Genomic DNA, 16,969 nt, shown 5'->3' on the forward strand with positions numbered 1-16,969 from the left:
GCAGCTTAAAACAAGATGCCGTTTTTGTGTCGGAGGACAATAAGTAAGCGTCAAGTCCTCCCCACCTTCGTCCCCTTCACTGCCTATGAGATAATCCTCCTCAGAATGAATACCGAGGGGGATATTTCATGGAAGAATGTATTGAAAACGGAATCCAAGATGTTGACCTGGGTTCCGTTTTTTGTGGCATTTAAACAATCAGAAGTACAGAATCAATGAATTGAACGAATTAGTACATCTCATCTTGTTGTAGGTATCGATATGGCTAAAGAAACTCATGTGGCGCAAGCTACGAATTTTCGGGGAATCGTGCTTTCGAATCGACATCTCTCATTTAGTAACACCATATAAGGCTTTGAAAAGCTGCAGCGTTGGATAGAAGGACTTAAGCAAAAGCATCGTTTGAATAGTGTTATTATTGGCATGAAACCTACAGGACATTATTGGTGGAACCTGGCGAATTGGATTACAACAAAGAATCGAACGTTGTCCTAGTAAATCCAGCCACTACCAAAAGAAACAAGGGGAATCGAGATAATAGTCTTTCCAAGAGTGATCCGAAGGATGCTCTTGTCATCGCGGATATTCTCATTAAATATGAAAATCAAGCTTATTAATAGCCATTTTCAGAGTTACCTTTCTCAATAATTATGAAAGCGACCCTTGATAAATAAAGCTTTTTGGCCGAAGTTTTCTCAACAATTATGACACCACACAGTATCATTTCTTTCGTATATTTCAAGTGGGGAGGTCTTATGATGGAAGAAACGATTGTGTTTTTGAAACGCCTGCCGAATGGCGCAGCTGGCTGGAGCAAAATCATGAGCAGGAGACGATACTTTGGGTCGGTTTTCGTAAAAAGAGCAGCGGGAAGCCAACCATTAGCTGGCCAGAGTCAGTAGATGAGGCGCTATGCTTTGGATGGATTGACGGTATTCGCAAAAGCATAGATGAAGAGAATTACAAAATACGCTTCACGCCGCGGAAAAAAGGCAGTATCTGGAGTGCCGTTAATATGCAGCGTGTGCAGGAGCTAAGTGAAGGCGGACTCATGCATCCGGCAGGGCTTGCCGCTTATGAACGGCGCAAGGAAGCGAAATCTGCTGTATATGCATATGAGCAGAAGCCGGAGCATATTGTACTGGCGCCAGAGGAAGAAGCGGCTTTCAGGGAGCAGGAAGCGGCATGGAGCTATTTTCAGGAGCAGCGTGCAACTTATCAGAAAACGGCCCTGTGGTGGGTGATCAGCGCCAAGAAGGAGGAGACGCGCAGCAAGCGGCTTCGCACCCTGATTGAAAACTCCGCCAGCGGACGAACACTACAGCAATTTACGCCAATCGTCAAAAAAGGAATAGAAAAAAATTAATTTTGTTTCTTTTTTGCAACTCTTTTCGCCGCATCTGCGTTGTATAGTTATAAGCATAGAAACGAGTAAGGGAGCGGTACAAAATGAAAAAAGCAATTCTCAGCGCAGCACTCGCCATCGCTTGTTTATTAACACTTGGTTTGGCTGTAGACAATGGCCAAGGTAATGCATCCACCAGCCCGATTAATCAGACGACCGTCTATATGGATCATATAATTAAACAAAATAACGCCTTCGTCGTTACATATGATGAAATTCAGTGGTACGAAGGAGAGGCAGCAAGCGTTCAGTTCCGCCAGCATGAACAAGATGCTGAAATGACGGATGCTCCAGACGGCTACTACATTGTCAATGACGATCCTCAGCTTCATGACCTGCCGATTGCAGCAGATGCTGAAGTATTCATGCAAATTTACAATCGTACGGGCAACGCAGCAGAAGCGGACATTCAATGGAATGAGCCAATCACTGTAGACAAATTCGTCTCGATTATGAATTCCGATGATCCTTTTCATCTGAAAAATTTCCCTTATCACGTTACGATTAAAGACGGGCAAATTGTGAAAATTGTTCAGCAATATATTCCGTAAACCAGAGCGTGAACCCGGGGCTTTCAAGCCTAGGAACACATAACCCTAACTCTGGACTTGATGAATAGCTGTAGGAAGCTGTTATGCAATTATGCATGGCAGCTTTTTTATTTTGCAGCAAAAAAGTTAATTGCAATCGATTGACACGTTTATAAAGGCCATGGTATCATTCCTGATAGTAAATATTACGAATAGATAACGAGCTGGAGCGCTCGTTTTTTCTTTGGATTCTAATCGTAATGATTACATATATTTAGCGCGAAAGACATGCCCGAAAGGGAGAGGGAGTTTGGTTATGCTGTTATTGAAGGAGAATAAAAGGAATAAACGATTATTTTTCACCATCCTGCTGCTCGTTCTGTCCATGGTCGTTGCAGGCTGCGGAAAATCTGCAAATTCATCATCGGAGACCGGAAATACTGGTCAAAATGCAACTGCTGCTGCGGAAAATAAAGCGGGAAAAACGCTGACGCTGCTCTACCATTTCAAGAGCGGAAGTCTGGACCCGCATAATGATTATATTGTTTTGAAAGCGGGCGTTGTTGAAACGCTTGTACGCATGGATGATAAGCTGGAGCTTCAGCCGTGGCTCGCATCCAAATGGGAGTCGGTGGATGACTCAACATGGCGTTTTACGATCCGCGAAGGCGTTACCTTCCATAGTGGCGCCAAGCTTGATGCGGCCGCTGTTAAAGCCTCGCTCGAACGCGGCATAGGCGTGAACAAGGCGCTGGACACCACACTTAAGATCGCTTCTATGAAGGCGGAAGGCCAGGAGCTTACCATTACGACAACGGAGCCTCTGCCAGCTTTTCCATCTGAGCTTGTAAATCCATATAGCGGCATTATCGATGTGGCGGCTGAAAAAACGATGGGCACCGAAGCGTTCAATAAGGCGCCAGTCGGTACGGGACCCTTTCAAATAAAAGGCTTCACGCCGAATATGGAAATAAACCTCGCCCGTTATGACAGCTATTGGGATGGTGCAGCGCTGCTTGAAGAAATTAAGTTCAAATTTAATGAGGACGGCAATGTACGGGCGCTGGCGCTTCAGGCGAAGGAGGCCGATCTGGCTTTTCAGCTTCCAGCCGAAATGGTCGACGTCATTAAGCAGGATCAAAATTTAAAGATAGAGTCGCTTGCTGGCTTGCGTGCGCATTTCCTGCTTTATAACCAGCAGCAGCCCGCTTTAAAAGACGTACTGGTCAGACAGGCGCTGGACTTGCTCATTGACCGTGAAAGCATGGCGAAGGACGTCATGCTGGGCAACGCTTCTGCTGCCAATGGCCCATTTAACGCGAATTTGCCTTTCGGCAGCCAGGAAGCGGTTCAACCGCTCGATACGGAAAAGGCGAAGCAGCTGCTCGAACAGGCTGGCTATGCACAGGGCAGCAGCGGCAAGCTGGAGAAGGATGGAAAGCCGCTGACCCTTGAGGTCATTACTTATAAAGGCCGGCCAGAGCTTCCGCTCATTGCCCAGCTTCTGCAATCCGATGCCGCTAAAATTGGCGTAACGTTAACGATAAAAACCGTTGAAAATGTAGATACGTATTTGCGCGATAATAACGATTGGAACTTGGCTACTTACAGCAATTTGACTGCTCCGCGCGGGGATGGAGGCTTTTTCCTTAATTCAGCGTTTATTGTGGGCGGTTCGCTTAATCCGGCTAATATCAGCAACGACGAGCTGAGCGCGATCATCGCGCAGCTGAATGCTACGGGCGACGTGGCAGAACGCGTAAAGCTTACCCAAGCTGCCGCTGCGGTAATTAAAGCGCAGGCTCTGCATTCCTATGCGGTCTATCCAAACATAATTGTAGGCATGAACAAGAAGGTCACTGGTTGGACACCAGGGCCTGAAGAATATTATTTAGTGACAAACAAAATGGATGTGTCTTAACGTGCTGCAGCTCATTAAAAAACGTTTGATTCAACTCGTATTTGTACTGTTTATTTTATCTTTAGTTATTTTCATTCTGATGAAGCTCGCTCCTGGCGACCCCGTTCTTACATTGCTGCATGCCGATGAAATGTCGATTACACAGGCCGATGAAGCTGCGCTTCGCGAGGAGCTTGGCTTCGACCAGCCTGTGCTTGTGCAATACGGAAAATGGATGCTCGGTCTAATCCGGCTTGATCTGGGCACTTCGTATTTAAAAGGCCGTCCAGTGCTGGATGAGCTGCTGGATAAGCTGCCGGCGACAATTCAGCTGACAGCTAGCGGCCTCGCTGTCATGGTAGCCATTGCACTCCCGCTCGGCCTCATAGCATCGCGCTATCCAAACCGGTGGCCGGATCATGTGAGCCGGATACTCGCACTTGTCGGCGCATCGATTCCGAGCTTTTGGATGGGGCTGCTGCTCATTTACTTATTTTCCTTAAAGCTAGGGTGGCTGCCGACAAGCGGCAAGGGCAGCTTCGCGCATATGATTTTGCCATCCATTACGCTCGGCTTCGCAATGGCCGCTGTCTATGCAAGGCTGCTGCGCTCCGGGCTGCTGGACAGCCTGTCCCAGGATTATATTAAAGCGGCGAGGGCACGCGGCCTTGCTGAACGGCGCATATTGATGGGGCATGCCCTGCGTGCTGCGTTGCTTCCGGTTATTACAGTATTTGGCGTCAGCTTCGGCAATTTGCTCGCAGGATCCGTCGTCATTGAAACGCTGTTTGCTTGGCCGGGCCTTGGCAGCTTGGCGCTTGAAGCGATTTTTGAACGGGATTATCCGATCATTCAAGGGTACGTGCTGGCGACTGGGCTATTCGTTGTCGTCGTTAATCTGCTAGTTGATCTCAGCTACAGCTTGCTTGATCCGCGCATTCGCTTAGGGAAAGGAGCCTCGTCATGAATGGGAAACTAACCGCGGAGCTTTCACTGCCGCTTAGACGAAGCCATGCGGGGCGGCAGATGCTGCACAACCGTGCGATGATGCTGGGCATGAGCCTGCTTGGAATCATCGTGCTGCTGGCGCTGTTTGGGCCGATTATCGTCCCAAATGATCCCTTAACCGTGCAAATGGGGGATAGGCTGCTCTCCCCCAGCTGGCAATATCCGCTCGGAACGGATCATCTCGGCCGATGTATTTTCACAAGGCTTGTAATAGGTGCGCAGCTTACGCTTGGCATTTCCGCCATTGTCATTGTCACTGTGATCGTGCTTGGCGTACCGCTCGGGCTGATCTCGGGCTATATTGGCGGACGATTCGATTCGATTATTATGCGGCTTGTAGATGGCATGGGAGCACTGCCGGAATTTATATTTGCTATCGCGTTTGCCGGCTTTCTAGGACCGAGCTTGCCTAATTTGATTTTTGCTATTGTGCTGGTGAAATGGATCGGTTACGCCCGAGTTGTGCGCAGCGTCGCCTTATCTGAGCGTGAGAAGGAATATGTGCTGGCGGCAAAGGTTGCGGGATGCAGCACTTGGACGATTTTGCGCCGCCACTTGCTTCCGCAAATGATTTCTCCCGTTGTCGTGCTAGCTGCACTGGATATTGGCAAAATCATTATGATTATCTCGATGCTCTCCTATCTGGGACTTGGCGCACAGCCGCCAACGCCAGAATGGGGCGCCATGCTCAATGATGGCCGGCCTTATTTTCAATCTGCGCCGCAGCTCATGATTTATCCGGGACTTGCCATTATGGCCATCGTCATTGCCTGTAATCTGCTCGGTGAAGGGCTGCGTGAAGCGCTTGATGTCCGCAGTCGCTAATATCGATTCAAGGGTAGCAAGGGAAAGGAGGCGTATGACCTGATGCCGCAAATAATGGATAAGGAAACGACGCATATGGAAAAAGCTCAACAGGAAAATGCCGCGTCACCGCTGGTGGCTGTTGAAGCGCCAGTGCTAGAGGTTTCACAGCTGCAAATTTTCACCCGACAGGAAAAGCAGCAGCGCCCGCTCGTTCATGGCGTTAGCTTCGTCATCCCTAGAGGCGAGACACTTGCACTCGTAGGGGAAAGCGGCAGCGGCAAAAGTGTAACGGCAAGCGCTGTGCTTGGCTTGATGTCCGGCTCGCTTGGCATAAGCAATGGGGAAATTCGCTTCCGTGGCGACAATGTTTTGGACTGGCCGAATAAGAAGCGGCGAGGTTTGCGTGGACGCGAAATCGGTTTTATTTTTCAAAATTATCAGGAGAGCTTTACGCCATTTATTACGGTTGGCAAGCAGATGAATGAAACGCTGCGCTCTCATGAGAAGCTGACCAGGCGGCAGGCGAAGGTGCATGCGCTGGAATGGCTGGAGCAGGTAGGCCTGCCCGCGGAGCGTGTCTACAGCAGCTATCCGTTCCAACTGAGCGGTGGGCAGCTTCAACGGGCTGCTATCGCTGGGGCGATGATGCTTCAGCCTTCACTGCTCATTGCCGATGAGCCGACGACGGCGCTTGATGTGCTTTCTGGCGAAAAGGTGCTCGATGTGCTTGCCAGCCTTCAGAAGCGAACGGGCTGCGCGGTGCTGCTCATTTCGCATGATCTGAGGCATGTGGTGAAACGAGCCTCGACGATAGCCGTCATGAAGGACGGCCATATTGTTGAGCTGGATACAGCAGAGCATATTTTGTATCACTGCCATCACGAGTATACGCAGCAGCTATTGAATGCAAGGCCTTATATTACTTAACTATGAGGAATCAGGAGGTGAGAAGCCGGTGCAGCCTTTGTTGCGCGTAGAGCGTTTATATAAAACCTTCAGGAAATCAAAGGAGCAGGTTTATGCGCTGAAAGAAATTTCGCTGCAAATTGCGAGGGGCGAATGTCTTGGTGTTGTAGGTGAAAGCGGTAGTGGCAAAAGCACATTAGGCAAAGTGATTTTGGCGCTGGAGCGACCGGATAGCGGTGAAGTATGGCTGGATGATGTTCCACTGCTTCAGCTAAAGGGGGCAGCGCTTAGAGAGCAGCGGCAGCATGTACAGGTCGTATTTCAGGACCCGAACGCCTCGCTTAACAGCAAAATGCCCATTTGGCGTTCGATCATGGAGCCGCTTGATAATTTTCCAGATGTGATGCCGCCGTTCTTGTCAGGAAAGCGTACCGACAGGATAGGCTTGGCTGCGCAGCTGCTAGAGCTGGTAGGCTTGCCGCTTGATCATTTGGCCCGATATCCGCATGAGCTTAGCGGCGGGCAGCGGCAGCGGGTCGCCATTGCGCGGGGGATCAGCCTGAACCCCAAGCTGCTCGTCTGTGATGAACCAACTTCAAGTCTGGACGTTTCCGTTCAAGCGCAAATTTTGCAACTGCTCAAAAGCTTAAAGCAAACGCTAGGCATGTCCTATTTGTTTATTTCCCATGATATTGCTTCCGTCCAATATATGAGCGATCGCATGATCGTCATGAAGGACGGGGAAATGATTGACGAGTTTGCCAGCTCCGAGTTGACACACCAAGATCGGCATATCTACACTAAGCTGCTGGTGGAGGCGGCGAGTTAGCGCTCCTTCCTAAGACAGCATAAAAAGTGCAGTAAAGCTATGAAATAAAAACAGGCTTGTTTGCTATTTTTGAAATCCGTCAGAAAATTATAGTTTGAAAGATTGTAGGAAGTGTGCTATTATCAAAACCATTAAAAAAGCGAGGAAGAGAAAACATACAAAGACGATTATGTTCAGAGAGCAGGGGGAGTGCTGAAACCTTTGCCGTAATCCTTGTATGCCGTCGTCTCGGAGCTTTTGATGGAAAGCGGAGCCTGGATACGCTTGGCACCGTGAGTAGATTCAAACGGAATGGCACACGTTATCGTGCGGCAGGTAAGGCATTGCCTTATCTCATGAGGCTGAAATCGCAAGATTTCAGTGAATCAGGGTGGTACCACGAAATTTTTCCCCTTTCGTCCCTTAAGCATGGCAGAAATTTGCCGTCGCTTGCGGATGAAAGGGGTTTTTCTGTTTTCAAAAAAAGTAAAAGCGAGGAAGAGAATACATACAAAGGCGATTATGTTCAGAGAGCAGGGGGAGTGCTGAGACCTTTGCCGTAATCCTTGTATGCCGTCGTCTCGGAGCTTTTGATGGAAAGCGGAGCCTGTGTACGCTGGGCATCGTGAGTAGATTCAAACGGAATGGCACACGTTACCGTGCAGCAGGTGAGGCATTGCCTTACCTCTTGAGACTGAACTCGCAAGATTTCAGTGAATCAGGGTGGTACCACGAAATGATTACCCCTTTCGTCCCTTAAGCATGGCAGAAGTTTGCCGTCGCTTGCGGATGAGAGGGGTTATTTATATTTAGGGAGGCAGTCACATGAATAAACCATCTACGTTTACGAACGAATTGCAGCAGCAGGATCAGAAAGTGGTAACCGGATCGGAGATGCTTTTAAACGGCTTGCTTATGGAAGGGGTAGAATGTGTATTTGGCTACCCGGGCGGAAATGTGCTGTATATTTATGATGCGATGGTTCATAATCGGGATTTCAAACATATTTTGACCAGGCATGAGCAAGGGGCTATTCATGCGGCTGACGGCTATGCGAGGTCAACTGGGAAAGTGGGCGTTTGCATCGCTACCTCTGGTCCAGGAGCGACGAATCTAGTGACCGGTATTGCAACTGCTTATTATGATTCTGTGCCATTAGTTGTTATTACGGGCAATGTATCAACAGCGGTTATGGGTACGGACGCCTTTCAGGAGGCCGATATCGTTAGCATGACGATGTCAATAACGAAGCATAGTTATCTGGTTCGTGACGCACAGGAGCTTCCGCGAATTATCCATGAAGCGTTTCATATCGCGAACACGGGAAGGAAAGGTCCGGTTTTAATCGACATCCCCAAAGACGTATCGAATCAGAAAATGCTGGATCAACCTGTAAGCCCTATTCATATACGCGGTTATCATGGCGATCCGATTCCGAATCATGCGGAAACAGATCGATTAATTCAGGCGATTGCACAAGCTCAAAGACCCGTTATTATAGCGGGAGGTGGCGTCGTTTATTCAAATGCCTCCAATGAGCTTATCGCATTCGCGAACAAAACCAATATTCCAGTTGCGACGACCTTGCTTGGTTTGGGCGGTTTTCCAAGTGCGCATGATTTATGGCTGGGTATGCCAGGCCATCATGGTGCATATGCGGCGAACATGGCTATCCAAAACGCTGACCTCATCCTTTCCATCGGTTCAAGATTTGATGACCGGGTAACGATGAAGCTTGATGGCTTCGCTCCGCAAGCGAAATGGATTGCCCATATCGATATCGATCCAGCTGAAATTGGCAAAAATATTAAAACGGATATTGCATGCATCGGCGATATAAAGGCTGTGCTGCAATATGCCAATACGCTCGCGGTAACCTCGCAATCCAGCAGCTGGATTGCTGAAGTACAGCAAAATAAAAGGCTGTATCCATTGAGGTACAATGATTCCGATACGGAGCTTAAACCACAATTTGTTATTGAAATGATTCATGAGACGACGCAAGGAAAGGCGATTATTACGACGGACGTAGGGCAGCATCAAATGTGGGCCGCGCAATTTTATAAATTCAAGCATCCCCGCTCGCTCATTACATCCGGGGGGCTTGGCACAATGGGATTTGGCTTTCCCGCTGCTATCGGTGCTCAAATCGGAAACCCAGACCGACTAGTCGTTTCGATAAATGGTGACGGAGGCATGCAGATGTGTGCGCAGGAAATGGCCATTTGTGCAATCAACCAGATTCCCGTTAAAATTGTCGTGATTAACAATCAAGTGCTTGGCATGGTTAAGCAGCAGCAGGAGCTCATGTACGAAAGGCGCTATAGCCAGATCGATCTTGCCGGCAGCCCTGATTTCGTTAAGCTTGCTGAAGCGTATGGCATTAAGGGGCTAAGAGCAAGCCATAAAGAAGAGGCCATTCGCATCTGGGAAGAGGCACTGCACACACCGGGACCTGTACTTGTTGAGTTTGTAGTGCCGACAGAAGAGAATGTATATCCGATGGTTTTAGCCGGAACGACATTGGATCAGATGATCATGGGAGATTTTGAATAAGCTTGCAAAACAACTTAATTAATGGGGCTAATTAAATTGTTGTCCCTTTCCTTGGCGAATTTTCATGAATTTTGCGAGGGGAAATTAACAGCATTAATTATAAAAATCGACAAATACAGCGGCTGCTAGGTGATTTATTTTATGTGATTAAATAAAAGCTGTCGTTTTGTGCAGTTAGGCTTTGTCAGTGTCAGCTTTCATCGTTTACAATGAGGAGGAATGGAGCGGGTGCCGATCTAGGCCTAGCTGCTTCGACACAATGGGTAAGGGGGAGACTTGCGATGAGCGACAGAAAACGAATTTTACTCGATGTAGACACTGGGGTCGATGATGCCATCGCGATCTTATACGCGCTGCTTTCACCTGAAATGAAGGTGGAGGGCATTACGACAGGGTACGGAAATACGACGGTGGAGCAAGCTACAGACAATACGCTAAGGGTGGTGCAGCTTGCCAATTGCGGTTACGAGGTTCCCGTTGCAGCGGGGGCGGAAGCGCCAAGCGTAAGGCCTTCGCGTGGAACAGATGCGCATATTCATGGGCATAATGGTATAGGAGATGCCGTGCTGCCGCCTTCGGCCCAGCTGCCGCTGAAGGAAAATGCGGTTGAATTCATCATTCGCAAAGCTGCGGAAAATCCTGGAGAGCTCACGCTGGTTACGACGGGCAGAATGACGAATTTGGCGCTCGCGCTGAAAAAAGCTCCTGAGCTTGCGAGGCAGCTGAAACAGGTCGTGACGATGGGAGGCACGCTGTTTGCACCCGGCAATGTGACGCCAGTTGCAGAAGCTAACCTCTATGCCGACCCTGAAGCGGCAGCGGCGGTTTTTGCATCGGATGTGCCACTCACGATTGTGGGGCTCGATGTGACTGTGCCTACAAGGCTTACGGGAGCTGATCTGGAGAAGCTTGCCCGCTATGCGCCGCAGCACAAGCAAGCGATCATCCGCTTTTTAAAGGAATCGCTGGGCGTTTATTTTGAGTTTTATCGCAAGACGAACTATTTCATTGAGGAATGTCCGATGCATGATGCGCTTGCGGTTCTTGTAGCGCTTAATCCGTCGCTTGTTACCACGCAAAAATTTAATGCCGTCGTTGATTGCAGCAGCGGGCTGACAGCGGGTATGATTGTAACAGACAGAAGACCTCGTCCATCTATGGGCAGAAGTGTGGAATTTTGCGTTGAGGTGGATTCGGCCAGAGCGATTCGCCAAATGATGTCGGTATTTTGGAGCGAATAAAGCTAGATAATGAAAGATCAGTTAAGTGTACGTAATTAAGGGAGGATTTTGGCAGATGGAGCAGCGTTTTTCGCGGGAATCTAGATGTTATAAAACAGCAAGGGTATTTCCAACGGATGTGAACAATCATAATACGCTGTTTGGCGGAAAATTGATGGCTTATATTGATGATATTGCTTCTATTGCGGCGACCAAGCATTGCCGCCGTTCCGTTGTTACCGCTTCGACGGATTCGGTTGATTTCCTATATCCCATTCGCCCAACGGATTCCGTATGTCTAGAAGCGTTCGTTACTTGGACGGGCCGTTCCTCCATTGAAGTGTTCGTTAAAGTCGTGAAAGAGGATTTGCTGCGTGGAGAGCGGGAAGTGGCGGCGACGTCTTTTCTGACGTTCGTTGCGCTTGATTCGGACAGGCGTCCGGTAGCTGTGCCAGCGGTCGTTCCGGAAACAGAAGAGGAGCTAAAGCTGTTTGAAACAGCGGAGCAGCGAGCGGAAATGCGCCGTACTCGCCGCGAGCAGAGTAAACGCTTTGCTGAATTTTTGACGGTCAAGCATCCTTGGGACTGAGTGTAAAGGGTAAAGGATAGCTGTCAAAGTGTTATAGATCGTGCTTGCGGTTCGTATCGCTGCTGCGATTATGGCCGCAAGGACAGGACGTACTGAATGCATGTGTATACAAACAAGGCGAGGCCTGTACATATGCCTAAAACGATAAAAACTGCTTTTTTGCCGCTCACATGGACACCAACTTTCATCAATTCTTTCTTTATTATAAAGCAGTTGAGAGCGAATGTCATGGCGACGCAATGGCAGCACGGTTTTATAGAATCAAAATAGCAGCAGCGCCCCTTCCAGCCGATAAGCCGGAAGGGGCGTTGCTGACTGTTTTTAAAATATAAGAAATTATAAGTTTCACCCTTATAATCGGCTTATATTTCACCCTCGAAACGGAAGCTTTGCCGCCAAAGGACGGCGACAGCCGTTTACGCTTGAAATATAGGAAAGTATATGATTTTCCTATCCTTTCTCTATATTTCTACGCGAAACGGTTGCTTTGCTGCCAGAGGACGGCGGAAGCCGTTTACGCTTGCAAGGTAGTAATGACGCGATCCACGATGCCGTATTGTACAGCCTCCTCTGCGGAGAGGAAGTAATCGCGGTCCATGTCCAGTTGGATTTTCTCCAGCGGCTGGCCGGTTCGCGCGGCGGCGATCTGGTTGAGATGCTCTCTAACGCGAATAATCCGATTGGCAGAAATCGCAATGTCGCTCGCTTGGCCCTGGACGCCGCCATGCGGCTGGTGAATCATTACCTCGCTGTTGGGCAGTGCAAAGCGCTTGCCTTCAGCACCCGCAAGCAGTAGAATAGCGGCGAAGGATGCTGCAAGCCCCACACATATCGTACTGACATCCGGCTTAATATATTGGATCGTGTCATAGATGGCAAAGCCCGCTGAAGTAGAGCCGCCCGGACTATTAATATAGATGCTGATGTCTTTCGCCGGGTCTTCCTCCGCGAGAAACAGCAGCTGGGCAACGATGCTGTTCGCGAGCTGGTCGTCAATGGCTGAGCCGAGAAAGATGATGCGGTCTTTCAGCAGCCGTGAATAAATATCATAGGATCTTTCGCCGCGTGCGCTTTGCTCCACTACGTAAGGCACATAATTGGTCATAGGTTTACCTCCATTTATTCCATTAGATGTTTGCTTTCACTTAGTAAACGATTATCGGGGGTCAAAAGGATATGCAGCGCTGAAAGCTTTTTTTTTGCTCATCCGCGTATCTTAATAGGGGCTTCATTCGTTTATAAAATAAACGGTTCTGCCGCGTCTTCGCCCGGAATCTGGTTAAGAGGAGCGTGTCCTATGCGTTTGAAAAATAAAGCCGCCTTACCGAACGGAAATGTCGGTCAGCATCTGGCATCGCTGCGCAAATACAGCATCTCGCTGACAGGCTCAAGCTGGGACGCTGATGATTTGGCGCAGGAATCGTGGCTGAAAGCGAGCCTATCTGCGGAGGCGGCCAGCCATCAGAATCCCGAAGCGCTGCTGCTGCGCATTGCCAAAAATAGCTGGATCGACCAAAGCCGCAGAAAAGCGGTCTGGCAAAAAATAAGCGGAGAAATGCTGCATTTGCATCAGCAGGGAATCGCAGTAAACAATCAAGAAGCTAGCGAGCTTGAAATTGTTTTTCATGTGCTAGTCAAGCATATGACAGCTGCGCAAAGGGCTGTTTTTATGCTGCGGGACGTATACGGCTGCTCAAGCATCGAAGCTGCGGAAATATTGGGCATGACGGATGGGGCGGTAAAAGCGGCGCTTCACCGTGCCAGACAAGCGCTTATAGCTGTGCGCCAGCAGCTGCTTCAGGATGGGCTGCCCCAGCCGCAGGAGGAGCATATGAAAACCTATGTAAGGGCGCTGGCCTCCGCCTATTTGTCAGACAATATGAAGGCAGTTACCGCTTTAATGCAGCTTAGCGAAAATGATCCAGAGCTAGCTATCCATATGGCGCAGCGTGAACTGGGCCGCCTTCCATCACGGCGTCAGAAGGTTCCAACAGAGGCGCGGACTATGGCGCTGGAAAATGCTTTTATGCAAAATGTTGCCTAACCATTTATTGGCTAGCGAAGGGGGATAATCAAATATGTTCATACGTCCATATGAGCATCAGGATGTGGAGGCGGTCGTCCAGCTAATGGCCGATCTGGGCTACCCAACGAATATAGAAGCGCTCAGCGCCCGTATGGAAAAAATAGCGTCTGTAGAGTCCTGTTTTACGTTTGTTGCGGTGCGAGATGGGCAAGCAGTCGGGCTGATTGGCTGCCGTGATATTTTTTATTATGAGGAAGATGGCATGGTCGTCCAAATCAGCCTGCTTGTAACAAAGCAATCGGAGCAAGGGAGCGGAATTGGTACGGCGCTCGTTGCTTATATAGAACAATGGGCGAGGGAACGGGGCGCGAGTGCGCTCTATTTAACGAGCGGAATAAAGGAATCGCGCAAGAAGGCCCATGCTTTTTATGAGGCCCGCGGCTTTGATATTACAGGCTATCGGTTTGTGAAAAAGTTAACAGTGCAAGAATAGCTGATGAATAGCGGGTGCATCCAGTGTCTAACAAGCGGTCCGAGTCATGCCTCTTTCATTGACAATAATAGTTGTCTGAAATATAATTGCTTAAGTCAACTATTTTATTTAAACATCAATGAGGGGGAACGGCATGCTGTCTCAGGAACAACGCCCACGCTTATGGACAACTGCTTTTATTACGCTTACCGTTTGCTCTTTTTTAGTTTTCTTTAATTTACAGCTGCTGCTATCGCCGCTTACGGCTTATACGAAAAATACATTTATGGCGAGCGATGTATCGGTCAGCCTGGTGACGAGCGTTTTCGCTGTTTCTGCAATTTTGACGCGTTTTATGACGGCGTTTGTGATGAAAAGAATGCCGCGATCAGCCATTTTGTACACAGGCATTGTGCTTGCGGCCCTTTTTACCGCTATGTATATCGCGGCTGAATCCGTCGGCTCCTTGCTCATCATGCGTGTATTTTATGGCATTGGCTTCGGCATAGCCAGTACGATTATACCTACGCTCGTATCGCAAATTATTCCCGCTGGGCGGATTGGTGAAGGTATTGGCTATTTTGGCTTGTCCACCAGCATCGCGATGTCCATTGGTCCCATGATCGGGCTGAATATTTGGAAGCAATTCGGATTTGAGGCGTTAAGCCTAACGGGGACGGCAGCAATTTTGCTCGTTATCCCCATCCTAATGTTTTTTCGTCCACTTCCGCCAGAGCCTCCACGTCTTAACCACGAAGAGCGGAAACGGGCTGCCGCCAGCAAGCCGCCTTTTAATTTCCGGCTCGTGTTTCCAGCGCTATTAAATGTGCTGCTGTCGATTACATACAGCGGCATATTAAGCTTTATCGCCTTGTATGGGGAAAAGCTTGCGATCAATCAGATCGGTTTGTTTTTTCTGTTTAATGCGGTGACGATTATTATCGTTCGCCCGATTTCCGGCAAATTGTTTGACAGCAAAGGCCATGCCGCGGTGCTTATTCCTGGTGCGTTATGTGTCATTGCGAGCTTGACAGTGCTGTCGTTTACGACTTCCATTTCGCTGCTGATCGTATCGGCGCTGCTGTATGGTTTAGGATTCGGGGCTGTCCAGCCAACGATTCAAGCTTGGATGCTGCGCAGCTCGAGTCCGGAGCAGCACGGCGCCGTGAACAGCATGTTCTACAACGCGACAGATCTTGGTGTCGCGACAGGTGCTATTTTGCTAGGGGCTATTGCCTCGGCAACAAGCTATGAGACGATGTATCGCTGCGCAGCCGGCGTCATGATTATCTTTTTGCTCGTATATTTGATCATTAGCATGACGACGGCTGCAAAAAATAAAAAACGGGGCTGGAGCAAGCCAGAAGCGGTCTCACATAATATTTCAATGAAAAACAATTGACACCACCTTACTTGTCATGTAAGATGTAAAATGAATTACGATCTAACATCAGATGACAGCAAGGCATCAAACCATATATTTCTTTTCGTATAACCTCGTAAGCCGTATTCAGCTGCAGCTGGATATAAGAACAGGTCGGGGGTATCTACAGGAAGCCTTTACTTCCTAACTACGATAACAAGGATCAAGCTGTATTGGTCGTTGCTATGTGGTTAGGATTTTTTGTGTTGTCTGGGCACGTTTAGAGAGACAATCAAGGAGGTTTAAAGGCACAAATGAAGTATTTATTATCGGTTTTATTCGGTGCGATTAGTTACGGTGTGTTGTCTACAATCGTAGTACTGGCATATGGTCAAGGCTACCAATTAGGTGAAGTGGTTGGAACGCAGCTGCTGACGGGATTTATTTTGGCCTGGATGCTGGCTTTTTATACAAAACAGCGGGAGCAGCGCAAAGCTCGTACAGCTCCAAATGCAATTTCTTCTGTTACTCAAGCGGCTGCGGCTGCCAAAGCGCTTGCCTCTAAGCTGACGTGGAAAAGCAGAGTGTTGCTGATGCTTTCGGGTATGCCGACAGCTATAACGGGCTTGTTGTATTATCATTCGCTTCGTTATATTCCAGCTTCGCTGGCGATTATTTTATTGTTTCAATTCACATGGATCAGCGTATTGATTCAAGCCTTCAGCAAGCGTCAACGTCCTAAAGGCATTATGATGCTGGCATTGATTGTTTTGTTCGGAGGCACGCTGCTCGCTGCCGGCATTATGGAGGATGGCGCAGCCCAGTTCAACTGGATCGGCATTATTTTCGGCTTATTGTCCGCCGTGAGCTATTCCTTGTTTATTTTGTTCAGCGGCAAAGCGGTGCCAGCTGTGCACCCGGCTTACCGCAGTGCTTGGATGATTACTGGCGGTTTGCTGCTCGTGTTTATTTTATTCCCGCCAATGTTTCTGTTTAATGGTTTGATTTGGGGACAGCTGCTCGTATTCGGTTTCCTGCTCGGATTGTTCGGAGCTTTTATCCCGCCTGTCCTGTTCGCAATCGGAGTGCCGCATATTGGTGAAGGCATGGCTGGCGTATTAGGCGCAGCCGAGCTTCCTGTAGCCGTCACGATGTCAGCACTTATATTGAATGAGCATGTGAGCATGCTGCAATGGGTGGGCGTCGCCATCGTGCTGATGGGCATTTTGCTGCCAGAGCTGAAACGCTTTAAAGGGCGTTCACAGCGTACAATGGCTGCTTAACTAGCGCTTGCTTTTTTTTGTTAAAAAGGTGCAGCTTTTCAAAAGGCATAACTTCTTTTTCATCAACCTTTGAAACATTTAGCTGAATTTTCCGTC

General features: G+C 48.7%; 15 protein-coding genes, 1 pseudogene and 1 riboswitch. Of the genes and pseudogenes, 15 read left to right on the top strand and 1 reads right to left on the bottom strand.

Translation table 11 applies throughout. The features are described from left to right. Positions 1-219: 219 nt before the first annotated feature. The 11 genes and pseudogenes from WH37_RS34940 to WH37_RS24200 all read left to right on the top strand — a co-directional run. A pseudogene (locus WH37_RS34940) lies at positions 220-590 on the top strand (IS110 family transposase); the annotation flags it as partial. Positions 591-742: 152 nt separating this feature from the next. After that, positions 743-1,366, top strand: coding sequence for a YdeI/OmpD-associated family protein (locus WH37_RS24150; protein WP_046233188.1), 624 nt, complete (start codon positions 743-745; stop codon positions 1,364-1,366). A gap of 83 nt (positions 1,367-1,449) precedes the next feature. Beyond that, complete coding sequence (locus tag WH37_RS24155; protein ID WP_046233189.1) at positions 1,450-1,956, top strand: hypothetical protein; 507 nt, start codon at positions 1,450-1,452, stop codon at positions 1,954-1,956. 295 nt (positions 1,957-2,251) lie between these two features. Continuing rightward, the gene (nikA, locus tag WH37_RS24160; RefSeq protein ID WP_046233190.1) at positions 2,252-3,856 is read left to right on the top strand and encodes a nickel ABC transporter substrate-binding protein; all 1,605 of its coding nucleotides are present in this window, start codon (positions 2,252-2,254) and stop codon (positions 3,854-3,856) included. A gap of 4 nt (positions 3,857-3,860) precedes the next feature. Further along, the gene (gene nikB / locus WH37_RS24165; RefSeq protein ID WP_177217898.1) at positions 3,861-4,802 is read left to right on the top strand and encodes a nickel ABC transporter permease; all 942 of its coding nucleotides are present in this window, start codon (positions 3,861-3,863) and stop codon (positions 4,800-4,802) included. Next, positions 4,799-5,668 (top strand): nickel transporter permease, encoded by an 870-nt coding sequence (gene nikC, locus WH37_RS24170; RefSeq protein ID WP_046233192.1) that lies wholly within the window; start codon positions 4,799-4,801, stop codon positions 5,666-5,668. Before nikB ends, nikC begins: the two co-directional genes overlap by 4 nt. Positions 5,669-5,710: 42 nt before the next feature. Further along, a complete protein-coding gene (locus WH37_RS24175; protein WP_143088370.1) occupies positions 5,711-6,577 on the top strand; it encodes an ATP-binding cassette domain-containing protein in 867 nt (288 codons plus the stop codon). A gap of 28 nt (positions 6,578-6,605) precedes the next feature. After that, positions 6,606-7,385, top strand: coding sequence for an ABC transporter ATP-binding protein (locus tag WH37_RS24180; RefSeq protein WP_143088371.1), 780 nt, complete (start codon positions 6,606-6,608; stop codon positions 7,383-7,385). An 804-nt stretch (positions 7,386-8,189) separates the two neighbouring features. Further along, positions 8,190-9,920, top strand: coding sequence for a biosynthetic-type acetolactate synthase large subunit (gene ilvB, locus WH37_RS24190; protein WP_046233195.1), 1,731 nt, complete (start codon positions 8,190-8,192; stop codon positions 9,918-9,920). 281 nt (positions 9,921-10,201) lie between these two features. Continuing rightward, on the top strand, positions 10,202-11,161 hold the full coding sequence (locus WH37_RS24195; RefSeq protein ID WP_046233196.1) for a nucleoside hydrolase: 960 nt from the start codon (positions 10,202-10,204) through the stop codon (positions 11,159-11,161). Between the two features lie 55 nt (positions 11,162-11,216). After that, positions 11,217-11,729 carry an acyl-CoA thioesterase gene (locus tag WH37_RS24200; RefSeq protein ID WP_046233197.1) on the top strand — a complete coding sequence of 171 codons (513 nt, stop codon included), beginning with the start codon at positions 11,217-11,219 and terminating at the stop codon, positions 11,727-11,729. Between the two features lie 514 nt (positions 11,730-12,243). Here WH37_RS24200 and clpP read toward each other — a convergent pair. Then, positions 12,244-12,834 (bottom strand): ATP-dependent Clp endopeptidase proteolytic subunit ClpP, encoded by a 591-nt coding sequence (clpP, locus tag WH37_RS24205; RefSeq protein WP_046233198.1) that lies wholly within the window; start codon positions 12,832-12,834, stop codon positions 12,244-12,246. Between the two features lie 192 nt (positions 12,835-13,026). Here clpP and WH37_RS24210 point away from each other — a divergent pair, with 192 nt between their 5' ends. The 4 genes from WH37_RS24210 (at position 13,027) to WH37_RS24225 (ending at position 16,873) form a co-directional block, all read left to right on the top strand. After that, on the top strand, positions 13,027-13,773 hold the full coding sequence (locus WH37_RS24210; protein ID WP_046233199.1) for an RNA polymerase sigma factor: 747 nt from the start codon (positions 13,027-13,029) through the stop codon (positions 13,771-13,773). Positions 13,774-13,807: 34 nt separating this feature from the next. Next, on the top strand, positions 13,808-14,248 hold the full coding sequence (locus tag WH37_RS24215; protein ID WP_046233200.1) for a GNAT family N-acetyltransferase: 441 nt from the start codon (positions 13,808-13,810) through the stop codon (positions 14,246-14,248). 133 nt (positions 14,249-14,381) lie between these two features. Next, a complete protein-coding gene (locus tag WH37_RS24220; RefSeq protein ID WP_046233201.1) occupies positions 14,382-15,629 on the top strand; it encodes an MFS transporter in 1,248 nt (415 codons plus the stop codon). 65 nt (positions 15,630-15,694) lie between these two features. After that, a riboswitch (purine riboswitch) is annotated at positions 15,695-15,821 on the top strand. Positions 15,822-15,904: 83 nt separating this feature from the next. After that, entirely contained in the window at positions 15,905-16,873 is a 969-nt protein-coding gene (locus WH37_RS24225; RefSeq protein ID WP_046233202.1) for an EamA family transporter, read from the top strand. Positions 16,874-16,969: the final 96 nt, after the last annotated feature.

This window comes from Paenibacillus algorifonticola (assembly GCF_000971975.1).
GTDB lineage: Bacteria > Bacillota > Bacilli > Paenibacillales > Paenibacillaceae > Pristimantibacillus > Pristimantibacillus algorifonticola.